Raw genomic sequence first — 16,036 nt, forward strand, 5'->3', positions numbered from 1 at the left:
GGCGTCAGATCAAGCCTTCGGCCTTCATCGCGGCCTGCACGGCCGGCCGCGCACCCACGCGGGCGCGGTAGGCGTTCAGGTTCGCCAGGCCGGTGATGTCCACGCCCACGCGCGGCGCCCAGTTGGTCACGGTGAAGAGGTAGCCGTCGGCCACGCTGAAGGTGTCGCCCATGAGGTACTGCTTGCCGGCGAGCTGGCTGTCCACCCACTTCAGGCGCCCCGCGAGCTTCTCCTTGGTGGTGGTCTTGAATTCTTCGGGTGTCGCGGGGTTGAACAGCGGCGAGAAGGTCTTGTGCAGTTCGGTGCCGATGAAGGTCAGCCATTCCTGCAGGCGGTAGCGCTCCAGCGTGCCATTGGCCGGCGCCAGCTTCTTCTGCGGCACCTGGTCGGCGACGTACTGCACGATGGCCGGGCCTTCGCGCAGACGCTCGCCGCTGTCGAGTTCGAGCAGCGGCACGTAGCCCAGCGGGTTGATGGTGTAGTAGTCGGTGCCGTCGGGCAGCTGGTGCGTTTTGGTGGGCGCGGGCACGGCCTCGAAGGCCAGGCCGGCTTCGTGCAGGGCGATGTGCGGGGACAGCGAGCAGGCGCCGGGGGAGTAATAGAGCTTCATGGGACGGGTCTTCCTCGGGATCGCGCCCCGGGGCGGGGCGCAGGAAACGGATGCTAGCGGCGGCGGTGGTTTTCTGCCGGGCCAGGGGCATGCCGCGGCCCTGGCCGGCACAATGCGGGCATGCATCGTTTGCTCCGATTTCTGGCGGTCGCCGCAGCCCTGGCCCTGCTGCTGGGTGCGGCGGTGGTGTTCGCCCTGCACCAGTGGACCGGCAGCGACGGCTTTCGCCAGCGTGTCGAACGCGAGGCCAGCGCGGCGCTGGGCGTGCCGGTGAAGCTGTCGCGGGTCGACGTGGACGTGTGGCCGCTGCCGGCCGTGGTGCTCGAAGGCCTGGACATTCAGGCGAAGCCGGCACTCACCCTGGCACGCGTGGAGGCACGCCCGGCCTGGGCGGCGTTGCTGGCGGGTCGGCTGCAGGTGGCCACCCTGGTGGTGCGCGAGGCGGTGCTGCCGCAGGCCACCCTGGTGCTGCTGGCCGCGCGCCTGCAGGCGCCGGACAAGACAGCGGCGGCCCGCGCGCCGGCGAACGCTGGCGACGAGGGCCTGGACCTGGGCTGGCTGCCGCGCCGCATGGTGCTTGACGATGTGACCTGGGTGGGTGAGCAGGGCCGCCGCACGACGGTGAGCGCGCAATCGGACCTGGACGAAGACGGCTGGCCCGCGTCGGCGCAGGTGCAGATCACCGGCGGCGCGCTGAGTGGTGCCACGGCGCGGCTGCAGCGTGACGCGGACGGCCAGACCGCCTGGACCCTGCGGGTGGACGTGGGCGGTGGCACGGTGCAGGGGCCGCTGAAGGTGGCACTGCCTGCGGCCGGCGACCCGAAGGCACGGCACATCGTGTTCGAGGGCGAGCTGCAGACGCGCGGTGTGGAGGTGGCCGCGCTGACCGCGCCGAGCCGACCGCTCACCGGCGAGCTGGATGCGCAGACCACGCTGTCGGCGCGCATCGACCCGAAGGCCGGCGCAAGTGCCATCACCGAGGCGCTGCGCACACAGACGCGCTTCACGGTCAACGGCGCGGTGCTGCAGGGGCTGGACCTGGCGGCTGCGGTGCTCAGCGTGGGCTTGCAGCGCGGCGGCATCACCGAGCTGGATACGCTCGCCGGGCAGGTGGCCACGCGCGGCCAGACCATCGTGCTCACGAACCTGGTGGCCAGCTCGGGCGTGCTGGCCGCCACGGGCGAGGTGACCGTGAACCCCGAACGCAGCCTCTCGGGCCGCGTGCGCGTGGACATGACGCGCGGCGCCGGCGGTCAGGTGGTGGGTGTGCCGCTGGCGGTGGGCGGCACGCTGGACGAACCCAGCGTCACGCTCACCCGCGCGGCCCTGCTGGGCGCGGCCATCGGCACGGTGATTGCCCCGGGCGTGGGCACCGGTGCAGGTGCCAACCTGGGCGACCGCCTCGGCGAAGGCCTCAAGGACCTGTTCGGCAAATAGGCGGCCGGACGCGGGGGTGGACGCCGGTGTCACCGGGCGATTGGACCCATGGGGTGGGCATGGCGGCGGTATCTTCTGGCACCACTTTGTGTTCCCTGTGCACCATTCCCTGAGGATGTCCCCATGGCCCTGGGTCAGTTTGCCTACGCCAACAACAGCAACCGTTTCATGGCTTGCGCGCCGCTGGACGCGCAGCCATTCGCGATTGCGGGCGTGCCCTGCGACGGCGTGGTGACCAACCGGCCGGGCGCACGCTTCGGCCCGCAGGCGATCCGTGCGGCCAGCCTGATGCTGTGCGACGCCATCCACCCGGTGTTCGACGTCTCGCCGCTGGCGCAGCTGGGCGACGCGCTCGACATGCGCCTGCCCAACGCCTCGCCCCTGCCCGAGGTGCGCCGCCACATCGAGGCGCAGGCCGCCGCGCTGATGGCGAAACACCACTGCGTGTTCCTCGGCGGCGACCATTCGGTGACGCTGTCTTTGCTGCGCGCGGCGAAAGCGAGGCACGGTGGCGAGCCGCTGGCGTTGGTGCATTTCGACGCGCATTGCGATACCTGGCGCGACCACTTCGGCGAGCCCTCGGGCCACGGCACCTGGACGTATGAGGCGCTGCAGGAGGGCCTGGTGAGCGCGGCGCACACGGTGCAGATCGGCATCCGCTCCAGCGGCGAGCGCGCCGCGCGCGAGTACGTGGCCGACCAGGGCGGGCAGATCTTCACCGCGCGCGCGCTGCGCGGGCTCGACGGCGCGGGCCTGCAGCCCGCCATCGACGCGATCCGCGCGCGCATCGGCCAGCGCCCGTGTTACCTCACGCTCGACATCGACTGCCTGGACCCGGCGTTTGCGCCCGGCACCGGCACGCCCGAACCCGGCGGCATGACGAGCTCGCAGGTGCTCACCTTCCTCGAAGAGCTCGCCGACCTGAACTGGATAGCCATGGACTGTGTCGAGGTGGCCCCGGCCTACGACCACGCCGAGCTGACCAGCAACGCCGCCGCCACCTTCGTCTGGACCTACCTGAGCGGGCAGGTCGCGAAGCGCCTGAACGGGTGACCCGCGTGGCGCGCGCGTTGATCGGTTCGGATACCCAGCTCAACCAGAAGAGCTACTACGAAGCCAGCGTGCAGCGGCCCGAACCGCTGCCGCCCTTGCAGGAGGCGCTGGAAGCCGACGCGGTCGTGGTGGGCGCCGGATTTGCCGGCTTGAGCGCAGCGCTCGAACTCGCGCAGCGCGGCCTCTCGGTGGTGGTGCTGGAGGCCGATCGCATCGGCAGCGGCGCCAGCGGTCGCAATGGCGGCCAGGCCATCGTCGGCTACGCCAGCGGCCTGGGCCCGTTCGAGCGCCAGCTCGGCGCGGCCGACGCGCAGCGCGCCTGGGACATGTCGCTCGAAGCCATCGACCTGATGGACGCGCGCATCGCCGCGCACGGCATCGCCTGCGACCGCGTCAACGGTTATGTGTACGTGGCGGACTCCGCGCGCAAGGCGCTGGAGCTGCACGAAGAGATGGAAGGCCTGAAGCGGCGCGGCCTGCAGGTGGACTGGGCCGAGGGCGCCGACCTGCCACGCCTGATCGACAGCCCGCGCTACGTGGCCGCCGCGCGCGAGCAGCGCTCGGGCCACCTGCACCCGCTGAAGTACGCGCTGGGCCTGGCGCGCGCCGCGCAGGCCGCGGGCGTGCGCATCTTCGAACACTCACCGGTGACGACGCTGCAGCGCGGCACCAACCTGGTGGCCCGCACCGCGCAGGGCCAGGTGACGTCGCGTTTCGGCGTGCTCGCGGGCAACTGCATGCTGCCCGAATACGGCCCGCGCGTGGCGCCCGAGGTGGCGCCGCGCATCATGCCGGTGGGCACCTACATCGTGGCCACCGCGCCGCTCGATCCCGCACTCTGCGCGCGCCTGATTCCCGGCAACGCCGCGGTGTGCGACAACAACTTCGTGCTCGACTACTTCCGCTTCAGTGCCGACTCGCGGCTGCTGTTCGGCGGCCGCGTGAGCTACACCACCCGCACGCCGATCAACCTGGAGGGCGTGATGCGCCAGCGCATGGGCGAGGTGTTCCCCGCGCTGCGCGAGGCGCCCATCGAACACGTGTGGGGCGGCTTCGTCGACATCAGCATGAACCGCGCGCCCGATTTCGGCCGCCTGGGCGACAACCTGTACTACCTGCAGGGCTTCAGCGGCCACGGCGTGGCCCTCACCGGCCTGGCCGGCCAGCTCGTGGCCGAAGCCATCGAAGGCCAGGCCAGCCGCTTCGACGTGTACGCGCGCCTGAAACACCGCCGCTTCCCCGGCGGCCCGCTGCTGCGCACGCCCAGCCTGGCGCTGGGGATGCTGTGGCACCGGATGCGGGATGTGATTTGACGTGGCTAAAGGTTAGAATTACAAATCTGAAATTCAATTTCTAATTTGTAAACACATGATCCCGCGCTTTGCCGCCGACACACTGCAAAGGCTCGAGAAAGGCTTTCCCATCATTGCCGTGACGGGGCCGCGCCAGTCTGGAAAGACAACGCTCGCGCGCCAGCTGTTCGCGCACAAGCCCTATGTGTCGCTGGAAAATCCGGACGAGCGCGAGTTCGCCGAACAGGATCCGCGCCGTTTTCTCTCCAGGTTCGAGGACGGCGCCGTTCTGGACGAGGTTCAACGATGCCCCGGTCTGTTCTCCTGGCTGCAGGGCCTGGTGGACGAGCGTCGGCGCATGGGCGATTTCGTGCTCACGGGATCGGCGCAGTTCGACCTCATGGCCGGCATATCGCAATCGCTTGCTGGCCGGGTGGGGCGGGTCGAGTTGTTGCCTTTGTCCGGGGCTGAACTCGGTCCGGCGCACGCGCCACCCAGTCTGGACGACATGCTGCTGAAGGGCAGTTACCCGGCCTTGTACGACCGTGAGCTCGTGCCCGCCGACTGGTTTGCCAACTACGTTGCCACCTACGTGGAACGCGATGTGCGCCAGCTCATTGCGGTTCGCGACCTTGGTCAGTTCCAGCGATTCATCCGCATGTGCGCGGCACGTTCGGGGCAACTGCTCAACCTCTCGGCGCTGGGCGCGGATTGCGGCATTTCGTCGAACACGGCGCGTGACTGGATTTCGGTGCTGGAGACCAGCTACCTGGTCACACGCCTGCTGCCGCACCACCGCAACTTTGGCAAGCGGCTGGTGAAGACACCCAAGCTGTATTTTCTTGACGTGGGGCTGATGGCCTGGCTGCTCGGGATCCGCGACGCGCGAACCCTGAGCACGCACGCCGCGCGCGGGGCCCTGTTCGAGACCTGGGTCGTGACCGAGCTGATCAAGCAACGGTACAACGCGGGCCGGAGTGCCGGCCTCCACTTCTGGCGCGACAGCCTGGGTCACGAGATGGATATCGTGTTCGAGACGCCCGAGGGGCTGCAGGCGATCGAGGTGAAGTCGGGCAGCACGCTGGCTTCGGACTGGACAAATGGCCCGCGACAGTGGCAGGAATTTGCCCGACGCGATGGGACGCCCTTGCGCACGCCGGGCCTTGTGTTCGGTGGCAAGGGCCGCTACGAGCGGCAGGGCTGCGAAGTGCTGGGCTGGCGTGAATTCGCGGGCATTGACTGAGGCCGCTCGCCGCCAGCGGCGCGTGCGAGGCCGATCATGCCGCTGCGCCTCCCAAGGCCTGCCGCACCGCCGCCGCCACCAGCGGCCCGCAGCGCTTGATTTCGGCCAGTGGCGCGTAGCCGTAGCCGATCACCAGACCGCGCAGGTCCTTGCGCGCCAGGCAGTAGGCCGAGAGTGGCCGCACCGTGAGTCCGTGCTGCGTGGCGATGCGTTGCGCCAGCGCGCGGTCGTCCACCGACTGGGGCAGGCGCAGGCACAGGTGCAGGCCCTGTTCGGCACCGCTGATGTAGGGGCCTTCCTGGGTGTCGCGCAGCACCGGCCTGAGGGCCTCCAGCAGGCACTGGCGGCGCTCGCCGTAGTTCAGCCGCGCGCGCCGCAGGGCGCTGGCGAAGTGGCCCATCTCGATGAACTCGGCCAGCGCGGCCTGCACCGGCATCTGGCCCGGGCGGTTGAGGTCGTAGTGGGCCTGCTTGAAGGCCGCCACCAGCGGCCTGGGCACCACCAGGTAGCCGATCTTCAGGCCGGGGTAGAGCACCTTGGAGAAGGTGCCCATGTAGAGCACGCGGCCATCGGTGTCCAGCCCCTCCAGACAGGAGATCGGCGGGCCGCTGAAGCGGTATTCGCTGTCGTAGTCGTCCTCCAGCACCCATGCGTCGTGGGCGCGCGCGGTGGCCAGCAGCTGGTGGCGCCGCGGCAGGGACATCACCGCGCCGGTGGGGTACTGGTGCGAGGGCGTGACGTAGACCAGGCGCGGCGGCTTCGCGTTGTCCGCGCTGCGCGGGTTGATGCCTTCCTCGTCCACCGGTACCGGGTGCAGCGACAGGCCGGTGGCCATGAAGGCCTTGACCGCGCCCCAGTAGGCCGGGTCTTCCACCCACACGGTGTCGCCGTGGTCGGCCAGCAGGCGCGCGCAGAGTTCGAGCGACTGCTGCGTGCCGGTGGTGATGACGACCTGGTCGGCGTCGAGCTGCACGCTGCGGAAGACCCGCAGGTAGTCGGCCACCGCGCGGCGCAGCGGTGCGTAGCCGCCCGAGTCGTTGTAGTCCAGCATGTCCGGGTAGGTCAGGCGCCAGTGCTTGTTCTGCAGGCGCTGCCAGAGCGTGAGCGGGAAGGCGCTGAAGTCGGCGATGCCGGGGGTGAAGGGCTGCACCTCCAGTTCGGTGGCGCAGAAGCTGGCCGAGAGCGCCTTGCCGCGGGCCGAGAGCCGGCCAGCCTGCACGGTGGCGGGCTGGCCACCAGCCTGGCGCGCGCCGCGGCCGGGCGTGGTGCGTGGCACGCTGTCGTTCACATAGGTGCCGCTGCCCACCCGGCTGGCCAGGTAGCCTTCGACGCTGAGCTGGTTGATCGCGGCCACGACGGTGTTGCGCGAGAGCTTGAGGTCCTGCGCCAGGTCCCGGCTGGAGGGCAGGCGCTCGCCCGCGCCGAGCTTGCCGTCGAGCATGGCGCGGCGCAGCGCCTCGTAGAGCTGGCGGTGCAGGGGCAGGGCGTCGCGCGCGCCCAGGCGGCTCATTTCGGCCAGCAGGTATTCGGACAGCATGGGTAGGGATGGGGCAAGTGGCACCACACAATGGGTGCAACTGGCCCTCATTGTGATCCAATTGGCCCCCCACAATGGCATCCACTGTCTGGAGTCATCATGAACAAGCCGCCGCCGTGCATGGTCTGGCTGCCTGCCGACCACCGCCTGATGGGCGATCACGGGCACCAGATGCCCTTTCTGCTGCTGGGCGACAAGTACGCGCGGGCCGTCAAGGTCGGGGCGCAGGCCCAGCCGGTGATGTTTCCGCTGGCCGACACCGGCCAGATCAGCGAGCTGCTCGCGCTGGTGGACGGCGTGATGCTGACCGGCTCGCCGTCCAACGTGCACCCTTCGCATTTCGACGAGGACGTGGCCGACCCGAGCCTGCCGCTGGACGCCGAGCGCGACCTGCTCACGCTGGCGCTGGTCAGGGCCTGCGTGCGCGAGGGTGTGCCGCTGCTGGGCATCTGCCGCGGCTTCCAGGAGATCAACGTCGCCCTGGGTGGCACGCTGCACCAGCGCGTGCACGAGGTGCCGGGCCTGATGGACCACCGCGAGCCCAAGACCGCGCCACCCGACGAGCAGTACGCGTCGCGCCACGAGGTGCGCCTTGCTCCGGGCAGTGTGTTCGAGACCTGGGCCGGGGGCCCGGTCGCACAGGTGAATTCCCTGCACGGCCAGGGCATCAACCGCCTGGCCGCCGAGCTGGAGCCGCTGGCACACGCGCCCGATGGCGTGGTCGAGGCCTTTGGCGTGCGCGGCGCGCGCACCTTTGCCTATGCGGTGCAGTTCCACCCGGAATGGCGTTGCTGGGAAACGCCCTTCTATGCCGCCATCTTCGAGGCCTTCGGCCGTGCCTGCCGCCAGCGCACCAGCCAGCGCCTGCAGGCCATGGATCTCGCTCGCAGCGCGGCCAGCACCAGCGCCTGACACCCCCATACCCATATCCATAACGGAGACGGCACATGACAGCCCCCCCCAAGAAGATGAACTTCAATGACCTGGAGAACTGGCTCAACCAGCACCGCGTGACCGAGGTCGAGTGCCTTGTGCCCGACCTGACCGGCGTGGCCCGCGGCAAGATCCTGCCGCGTGAGAAGTTCACCGAGGACCGCGGCATGCGGCTGCCGCAGGGCATCGTGGCCATGGGGGTGACGGGGGAGTTTCCGCAGAGCGGCCCGTATTTCGACGTGATCGAGCCGACCGACCGCGACATGCAGCTGCGCCCGGACCCGACCACGGTGCGCATCGTGCCCTGGGCCACCGACCCCACGGCGCAGGTGATCCACGACTGCTTCGACCACGCCGGCAAGCTCGTTCCCTTTGCGCCGCGCAGCGTGCTGCGCCATGTGTGCGAGCTGTTCGACGCCGAGGGCCTGGAGCCCGTGGTGGCGCCCGAGCTGGAGTTCTACCTGACGGCGCGCAACACCGACCCGAACACGCTGCTCAAGCCCCCGATCGGGCGCAGCGGACGCGCCGAGACCTCGCGCCAGGCCTACAGCATCGACGCGGTCAACGAGTTCGACCCGCTGTTCGAGGAGATCTACGACTACTGCGACAAGATGGAGCTCAACGTGGACACGCTGATCCACGAGATCGGTGCCGGCCAGATGGAGATCAACTTCTTCCACGCCCACCCGCTGGGCCTGGCCGACGAGGTGTTCTTCTTCAAGCGCACGGTGCGAGAGGCCGCGCTGCGCCACGACATGTACGCCACCTTCATGGCCAAGCCCATTGCCGGCGAGCCCGGCTCGGCCATGCACGTGCACCAGAGCATCCTGGACAAGGCGACCGGCAAGAACATCTTCAGCAACGAGGATGGCTCCGCGTCCGAGGCCTTCTACCACTACATCGGCGGCATGCAGCGCTACATTCCCGCGGCCATGGTGCTGGTGGCGCCCTACGTGAACAGCTACCGCCGGCTCTCGCGCCACACGGCAGCCCCCATCAACATCGAATGGGGCCACGACAACCGCACGGTGGGCATCCGCTCGCCGATTTCCTCGCCACAGGCGCGCCGGGTGGAAAACCGCGTGATCGGCGCCGACGCCAACCCCTATGTGGCCATGGCGATGACGCTGGCCTGCGGCTACCTGGGCCTGAAGAACAAGATCAAGCCCAAGCCGGAAATGAAGGGCGACGCCTACCTGGCGCCGTACTCGCTGCCGCGCAGCCTGGGCGAAGCGCTGGACTGGCTGCGCCGTGAACCCGACCTGCACGAGGTGCTGGGCAAGGAGTTCATCACCATCTACACCGAGATCAAGGAGCTGGAGTTCGACGAGTTCATGAAGGTGATCTCGCCCTGGGAACGCGAGCATCTTCTTCTTCACGTCTGATCACGCGAACCAAGGACCGACCATGAACACCTCCATCCTCATCGCCCCGCCCGCCCTGGTCCGCCGCGCCGAGCAACAGGACACCCAGGCCATCCAGGCGCTGGACAGCGCGCACTTCATCCACCCGTTCACCGACCACGGCGACCTGGCCACTCGCGGCTCGCGCGTGATCACGCACGCCGACAACATCTATGTGTGGGATTCCGAGGACCACAAGATCCTCGACGCCATGAGCGGTCTGTGGTGCGTCAACGCCGGCTACGGCCGCAAGGAGCTGGCCGACGCGGCGTACCAGCAGATGATGACGCTGCCGTTCTACAACACGTTCTTCCAGACCACCAACGTGCCGGCGGTGCAGCTGGCCACCAAGCTGGCGGCGCTCGCGCCCAAGGTCGGCGGCAGGCGTTTCGAGCACGTGTTCTTTTCCAGCAGCGGCTCCGAGAGCAACGACACCAACGTGCGCATGGTGCGACGCTACTGGGACCTGCTGGGCCAGCCGCAGCGCAAGGTCATCATCAGCCGCAACAACGCCTACCACGGCAGCACCATGGCAGGCGCCTCGCTGGGCGGCATGAGCGGCATGCACGCCCAGGGCGACCTGCCGATTCCCAACATCACCCATATCGAGCAGCCCTATTTCTTCGAGAACGCGCTGCCCGGAGAAAGCGAGGCCGACTTCGGTCTGCGCGCGGCGCGCTGGCTGGACGAGAAGATCCTCTCCATCGGCGCCGACAAGGTCGCGGCCTTCATCGCCGAGCCGGTGCAGGGCGCCGGCGGCGTGATCATCCCGCCTTCCACCTACTGGCCCGAGATCCAGCGCATTGTCGACAAGCACGGCATCCTGCTGATCTCCGACGAGGTGATCTGCGCGTTCGGGCGCCTGGGCCACTGGTTCGCCTACGAGAAATTCGGCATGCGCCCCGACCTGGTGACCTTCGCCAAGGGCGTGACCAGCGGCTACATCCCGCTGGGCGGCGTGATGGTGGGTGACCGCGTGGCGCAGGTGCTGGTCGACAAGGGCGGCGAATTCAACCATGGCTACACGTACAGCGGCCACCCGGTGGCCTGCGCGGTGGCGCTGGCCAACATCGAGCTGATGGAGCGCGAGAACCTGGTGGTCCAGGTGCGCGACGACACCGGCCCCTACCTGGCCGAGCGCTTCGAGGAACTGCGCCACCACCCGCTGGTGGGTACGGCCGAAGCCTGCGGCTTCGTGGCCGGTCTGTTGCTGGTGAAGAACAAGGCCACGCGCGAGCTGTTCGACCCGGACCTGGGCGTGGGCATGATGTGCCGCGCCCATTGCTTCCGCAACGGGCTGATCATGCGCGCGGTGGGCGACCGCATGATCATCGCGCCGCCGCTGGTGATGACGCGCGCCCAGATCGACGAGATGGTGGCGCTGATCCGGCGCTGCCTGGACGCGACGGTGGACGAGTTGCGGGCTGTGGGCCAGCTGGGGTGACTAGAATGTTTTCCGGACATCCCGCCTGCGGGGTGCGGGTCACGCGTACCGGCGCCGGGTCTGGAAATTGCTAGCGGCTTTTGCACGCCTTCAGCCTCGTCAGCCGGTTGGGTTCTTTCGGTCAACAACCTCCTTGGAGAGAGCAACACCATGAAAAAGCACGTTCTGGTTCTCGCAATGTCAGCGATCCTGCTGGCCGCCTGCGGCAAAAAAGAGGAGCCGGTGGCCGCGCCCGCCGAGCCCGCAACGGTGGCGGCCGCGCCTGCGGCGCCCGCCGGCCCCGCGATGGACGAAGAGAAGATCCTCAATGTCTACAACTGGCCCGACTACATCACCGAGACCCTGGTGGCCGACTTCGAGAAGGAGTACGGCATCAAGGTGAACTACGACACCTTCGAGAACAACGAGGCGCTGCACGCCAAGCTGGTGGCCGGCAACTCGGGCTACGACATCGTGATCCCCACCGCCGGCTTCGCCAAGAAGCAGATCGACGGTGGCCTGTACCAGCCGATCGACAAGAGCAAGATCCCGAACTACGCCAACCTCGACGCCGACTTCATGTCCAAGATCGCTGGCGTGGACCCGGAGAACAAGCACCTGGTGCCGTGGGCCTGGGGCTTCACCACCGTGGGCATCAACAAGCAGAAGGTCGAGAAGGCGCTGGGCGGCATGGCCATGCCCGAGAACGCCTGGGACCTGGTGTTTGACCCCAAGTACTCCAGCAAGCTCAAGTCCTGCGGCATCGCCTACCTGGATTCGCCCAGCGAGATCCTGCCGGTGGCCCTGCACTACGTCGGCAAGCCGCCTTACAGCGAGAACCCCGAGGACTTCAAGGCCGCGGGCGAGATGCTGATGAAGGTGCGCAAGGACGTGCGCCTGTTCTCCAGCACCATGATCGACGACATCGCCGGCGGCAAGGCCTGTGCCTTCATCGGCTGGTCGGGTGACATCAACATCGCGGCCGATCGCGTGAAGGAAACCGGTGGCAAGGACGAGATCGTCCCGCTGCTGCCCACCGGTGGCGGCCTGGTGTTCATCGACACCATGGCGATCCCGAAGGACGCCAAGCACGTGCTCAACGCCCACCTGTTCATGGACTTCTACCTGCGCGCGGCCAACGGCGCGGCCATGGCCAATGAAATGAACTACCCGACCGGCAACAAGGCCGCGCTGGCCGACATCAAGGACGAGGTCAAGAACAACAAGACCATCTTCCTGAGCCCCGAAGACACCGCCCGCCTGATCCCCACCGGCGGCTTCTCCAACGACATTTCGGGCGTCCTCAACGACACCTACAACGCCTTCAAGCGCGGCAAGTAACACACCGCCTCACGGGCTCAAAGGGCTGTTCATCCTGCCGGGTTGAACAGCCCTTTTCATTTCCGCCAACGCAAAGACAGGAGAGACCATGGCCGCGCCCGAATGTGACATGACGTATGAACCCGGTTATCTGGTGACCGAGAAGCTGGTCAAACGGTTCGACGAGGCGGTGGCGGTGGACGAGGTCTCGCTCTCCATCGGCAAGGGCGAGATCTTTGCCCTGCTCGGCAGCTCGGGCTGTGGCAAGTCCACCCTGCTGCGCATGCTCGCGGGCTTCGAGAAGCCGACCTCGGGGCGCATCCTGCTCGGCGGGCAGGACGTGGCGGCCATGCCGCCCTACGACCGGCCGGTGAACATGATGTTCCAGTCCTACGCGCTGTTCCCGCACCTCAACATCTGGGAGAACGTCGCCTTCGGCCTCAAGCGCGAAGGCCTGCCCAAGGCGGAAATCCAGCAGCGCACCGACGAAATGCTGGGCCTTGTGCAGCTCACGCCGTTCGCCAGGCGCAAGCCACACCAGCTCTCGGGCGGGCAGCAGCAGCGCGTGGCGCTGGCGCGCAGCCTGGCCAAACGGCCCAAGATGCTGCTGCTGGACGAACCCCTGGGCGCGCTGGACAAGAAGCTGCGCGAGCAGACCCAGTTCGAGCTGGTGAACATCATCGAGAAGGTGGGCGTGACGGTGGTGATGGTCACGCACGACCAGGAAGAAGCCATGACCATGGCCAGCCGCATCGCCATCATGAGCAAGGGGCGGGTGCTGCAGGTGGGCACGCCCGAGGAAATCTACGAGCACCCCACCAACCGCTTCGTGGCCGACTTCATCGGCAACGTCAACCTGTTCGAGGGCAAGCTCAGCGTGGACGAGGCCGACCGCTGCGCGGCCACCACCGGCATCGGCGAGATCCACGTCGGCCATGGCGTGAGCGGCACGCTCAACATGCCGGTGGCGATCGCGGTGCGGCCGGAGAAGATGGAGATCGGCAAGCAGCGCCCGGGCGCCGAGGCCGGGCCCAACGTGTTCAGCGGTCGGGTCAAGGAGATCGCCTACTTCGGCTCGTACAACACCTACATCGTGGTGGCGTCGGACGGCTCGAAGGTCAAGATCACCGAGGCCAACACCTCGCGCCACGACCTCTCGGACATCACCTGGGAGGACGAGGTGTTCTTCTGGTGGGATGACGTCGCCGGCATCGTGCTGAGGGACTGAACATGGCCTCACTACCCATCCCCGGCAAGCGCTTCGTCATCGGCGTGCCCTATGCATGGCTGATCCTGTTCTTCTTCCTGCCGTTCCTGATCCTGCTGTACATCAGCTTCGTGGACATGGGCGGCGACATCAGCCCGTTCAAGCCGATCTGGGACCCCGTCACCGGCATCCTGAGCCTGAAGTACGAGAACTACCTCTCCATCTTCCGGGCGGAGGAGGGCGCGCCGCTGTTCAAGACGCTTTACATCGACGCCTACCTGCGCTCGATCTGGTATGCCCTGTGCACCGCTGTGCTGTGCCTGGTGATTGGCTACCCCTTCGCCTATTTCATCGCGCGCTCGCCTGCGAGCATCCGCCCGGCGCTGCTGCTGATGGTGATGCTGCCGTTCTGGACCTCGTTCCTGCTGCGCGTGTACGCCTGGAAGGGCATCCTCACCGACCAGGGCGTGCTCAACCGGCTGATGATGACGCTGGGCATCATCGACCAGCCGATCCAGATGCTCTACACGAACGTGTCGATGCTGATCGGCATGACCTATGTGTACCTGCCCTTCATGGTGCTGCCGCTGTACGCCAACCTGGTGAAGATGGACTTCCGCCTGCTCGAGGCCGCCTACGACCTGGGCACGACGCCGTTCAAGGCCTTCTGGCTGGTGACCGTGCCACTGTCCAAGGCCGGCATCGTGGCCGGCTTCATGCTGGTTTTCATCCCCTGCGTGGGCGAGTTCGTGATCCCCTCGTTGCTGGGTGGGCCGGAGAACCTGATGATCGGGCGCGTGGTGTGGGACGAGATGTTCACCGCCAACGACTGGCCGCGCGCGACCGCGCTGGCCGTGATCATGATCGCGTTGATCGTGATCCCGCTGGCGCTGTACTACCACTACACGGCGGACGCGGCCGAGCCCCGCAAGTGAACAAGGCCAGACCATGAAACAACTGCTTGAAAAACACTTCGGCAAGGCCTGGCTGGCGCTGGTGTTCGCCTTCCTCTACATGCCGCTGGTGTTCATGATCGTGTTCTCGTTCAACAGCACCCGGCAGGACGCGCGCTTCACCGGCTTCTCGCTGCGGTGGTACGAGGCGCTCACGCGCGACAACAGAATCGTCGAGGGCTTCTGGCTCTCGCTCAAGGTGGCGACCATCACGGGCCTGCTCTCTGCCGTGCTCGCCACCTTCGCGGCCTTCGTGCTGGTGCGCTACCGGCGCTTCCTGGGCCGCACCATCTTCTCGGGCATGGTCAACGCGCCGCTGGTCATGCCCGAGGTGATCATCGGCCTGTCGCTGCTGCTGCTCGCGGTGGGCGTGCAGAACCTGTTCGGCTGGCCGCAGCGCGGCATGCTCACCATCATCGTGGGCCACACGCTGCTGGGCATGGCCTATGGCATGGTGGTGATCCAGTCGCGCCTGCTGGAGATGGACCGCTCGATCGAGGAAGCCGCCATGGACCTGGGCGCGCGGCCGCACCAGGTGTTCTTCCTGATCACGCTGCCCAACATCTTCCAGGCCTTGCTGGCGGCCTTCCTGCTGGCGTTCACGCTCTCGTTCGACGACGTGGTGATCGCCGAATTCCTCTCCGGCCCGGGCGTGAACACGCTGCCGCAGGTGATCTTCGGCTACGCGCGGCGCGGCATCAACCCGACCATCTACGCCGCGGCCACGCTGCTGATCGTGACCGTGACCATCGTCATCGTGAGCTACGCGGTCTGGGTGGCGCGCTCCACGCGCCGGCGCGAGCGGGAGATTGCGGCGGCGTTGAAGAGCTGAGTTCCGCGGCGCCTGTGCTGATAGCGTGGCTTATTCCCTGGACGCGTGAGAATGCAGGCAGGCTTGCCCGGCGGCGGTCAGGCGGTACCGCTGAAGGCTGCTCTGGGGTTTGTCGGGTACCGTCATCTCGACGAATCCGCCTGTGATGGCCGGAACCAGATAGGCCGCGCGGAAGTGCTCTCTGTCTTTCAGTCCCAGCGCCGACTGGATGTCGGCGCGCTGCATCTCGCCCTGCATGACGACCAGCAGACTCAGAACTTCGGGGGTGACTTGCGGCGCCGCCACCCGCCACACCGTCCGGAGCTGGTTGGCCTCGCGCTCGTCCACCAGATCGATCTTCGGCCAGGCGCCCAGCGCCCGAGGTACCCCGGTGCCCAGCCCCCGGTACGGCAGGATGTGCGCCGCGTGTTCGGCCAGCACCCGATTGCGGCGGTTGGAAACGCCGGTACGGATCTGCTCCGGCGTCAGGCTGTCGGGCAGCTCTGAATGCCCACGATCCAAGAGACCGCACCCAGGCGCAAGAAGCCCAGTCGCAAAGCCGTGCTGCGTGCGGTGGCCAGTTCCACGGCCATCGAAACGGGTCGCCGGGTGGCCGATCTGGAGCGGCAATTGCGGCGCCCCGTGGTGCGCTTTCCGCATATCAGGCTGGCCCGCTGACGCCGACGGTACAAAACCGGCTGGGCTCCTTTCGTGGCCCCGATGGTTGGGTGGCGGCGGGTCATTGCGGTGCTGTCATGAACATGCTGGCTTCGGAGTATCGCCGTTTGTCGCCCTGCATTGCACCCGCGCATGC

At 67.6% G+C, this 16,036-nt stretch carries 15 protein-coding genes; 12 read left to right on the plus strand and 3 right to left on the minus strand.

Annotated elements, in window-relative coordinates; all coding sequences use genetic code 11:
- Positions 1 to 4 precede the first annotated feature (4 nt).
- Positions 5 to 610: a glutathione transferase GstA gene (gene gstA / locus K5880_RS03480; protein WP_297648721.1), complete on the minus strand. Its 606-nt coding sequence runs from the start codon at positions 608 to 610 to the stop codon at positions 5 to 7.
- A 120-nt stretch (positions 611 to 730) separates the two neighbouring features.
- Between gstA and K5880_RS03485 the strand changes: the two genes are divergently transcribed.
- From K5880_RS03485 to K5880_RS03500, 4 genes are all read left to right on the plus strand, one after another.
- A complete protein-coding gene (locus K5880_RS03485) occupies positions 731 to 2,047 on the plus strand; it encodes a hypothetical protein (RefSeq protein WP_297648724.1) in 1,317 nt (438 codons plus the stop codon).
- A gap of 123 nt (positions 2,048 to 2,170) precedes the next feature.
- Positions 2,171 to 3,100 (plus strand): agmatinase, encoded by a 930-nt coding sequence (gene speB / locus K5880_RS03490; RefSeq protein ID WP_297648727.1) that lies wholly within the window; start codon positions 2,171 to 2,173, stop codon positions 3,098 to 3,100.
- A 5-nt stretch (positions 3,101 to 3,105) separates the two neighbouring features.
- Positions 3,106 to 4,413 (plus strand): FAD-binding oxidoreductase, encoded by a 1,308-nt coding sequence (locus K5880_RS03495; protein ID WP_297648729.1) that lies wholly within the window; start codon positions 3,106 to 3,108, stop codon positions 4,411 to 4,413.
- A 55-nt stretch (positions 4,414 to 4,468) separates the two neighbouring features.
- Positions 4,469 to 5,635: an ATP-binding protein gene (locus tag K5880_RS03500; protein WP_297648732.1), complete on the plus strand. Its 1,167-nt coding sequence runs from the start codon at positions 4,469 to 4,471 to the stop codon at positions 5,633 to 5,635.
- A 34-nt stretch (positions 5,636 to 5,669) separates the two neighbouring features.
- Here the strand turns inward: K5880_RS03500 and K5880_RS03505 are convergent, their stop codons facing one another.
- Positions 5,670 to 7,172 (minus strand): PLP-dependent aminotransferase family protein, encoded by a 1,503-nt coding sequence (locus K5880_RS03505; protein WP_297648734.1) that lies wholly within the window; start codon positions 7,170 to 7,172, stop codon positions 5,670 to 5,672.
- 99 nt (positions 7,173 to 7,271) lie between these two features.
- On the opposite strand from K5880_RS03505, the gene K5880_RS03510 reads away from it, so the two are divergent.
- The 7 genes from K5880_RS03510 to K5880_RS03540 all read left to right on the plus strand — a co-directional run bounded on the left by K5880_RS03510 (position 7,272) and on the right by K5880_RS03540 (position 15,243).
- Complete coding sequence (locus K5880_RS03510; protein WP_297648736.1) at positions 7,272 to 8,084, plus strand: gamma-glutamyl-gamma-aminobutyrate hydrolase family protein; 813 nt, start codon at positions 7,272 to 7,274, stop codon at positions 8,082 to 8,084.
- A 35-nt stretch (positions 8,085 to 8,119) separates the two neighbouring features.
- Positions 8,120 to 9,490 (plus strand): glutamine synthetase family protein, encoded by a 1,371-nt coding sequence (locus K5880_RS03515; protein WP_297648739.1) that lies wholly within the window; start codon positions 8,120 to 8,122, stop codon positions 9,488 to 9,490.
- 22 nt (positions 9,491 to 9,512) lie between these two features.
- Positions 9,513 to 10,952 (plus strand): aspartate aminotransferase family protein, encoded by a 1,440-nt coding sequence (locus K5880_RS03520; protein ID WP_297648742.1) that lies wholly within the window; start codon positions 9,513 to 9,515, stop codon positions 10,950 to 10,952.
- 150 nt (positions 10,953 to 11,102) lie between these two features.
- Entirely contained in the window at positions 11,103 to 12,272 is a 1,170-nt protein-coding gene (locus K5880_RS03525) for an extracellular solute-binding protein (protein ID WP_297648744.1), read from the plus strand.
- Between the two features lie 88 nt (positions 12,273 to 12,360).
- Positions 12,361 to 13,479, plus strand: a complete 1,119-nt coding sequence (gene potA / locus K5880_RS03530; RefSeq protein ID WP_297648748.1) for a polyamine ABC transporter ATP-binding protein — start codon at positions 12,361 to 12,363, stop codon at positions 13,477 to 13,479.
- A gap of 2 nt (positions 13,480 to 13,481) precedes the next feature.
- Positions 13,482 to 14,393: an ABC transporter permease subunit gene (locus tag K5880_RS03535; protein ID WP_297648750.1), complete on the plus strand. Its 912-nt coding sequence runs from the start codon at positions 13,482 to 13,484 to the stop codon at positions 14,391 to 14,393.
- 13 nt (positions 14,394 to 14,406) lie between these two features.
- Entirely contained in the window at positions 14,407 to 15,243 is an 837-nt protein-coding gene (locus K5880_RS03540) for an ABC transporter permease subunit (protein WP_297648752.1), read from the plus strand.
- A gap of 30 nt (positions 15,244 to 15,273) precedes the next feature.
- Here K5880_RS03540 and K5880_RS03545 read toward each other — a convergent pair whose 3' ends face one another.
- A complete protein-coding gene (locus tag K5880_RS03545; protein WP_297648754.1) occupies positions 15,274 to 15,744 on the minus strand; it encodes a Fic family protein in 471 nt (156 codons plus the stop codon).
- On the opposite strand from K5880_RS03545, the gene K5880_RS03550 reads away from it, so the two are divergent.
- Entirely contained in the window at positions 15,730 to 15,900 is a 171-nt protein-coding gene (locus K5880_RS03550) for a hypothetical protein (RefSeq protein ID WP_297648757.1), read from the plus strand. The two genes, K5880_RS03545 and K5880_RS03550, sit on opposite strands and share 15 nt — an antisense overlap.
- Positions 15,901 to 16,036 lie beyond the last annotated feature (136 nt).

It is taken from the genome of Hydrogenophaga sp. (assembly GCF_025699295.1).
Taxonomy (GTDB): Bacteria; Pseudomonadota; Gammaproteobacteria; order Burkholderiales; family Burkholderiaceae_C; genus Hydrogenophaga.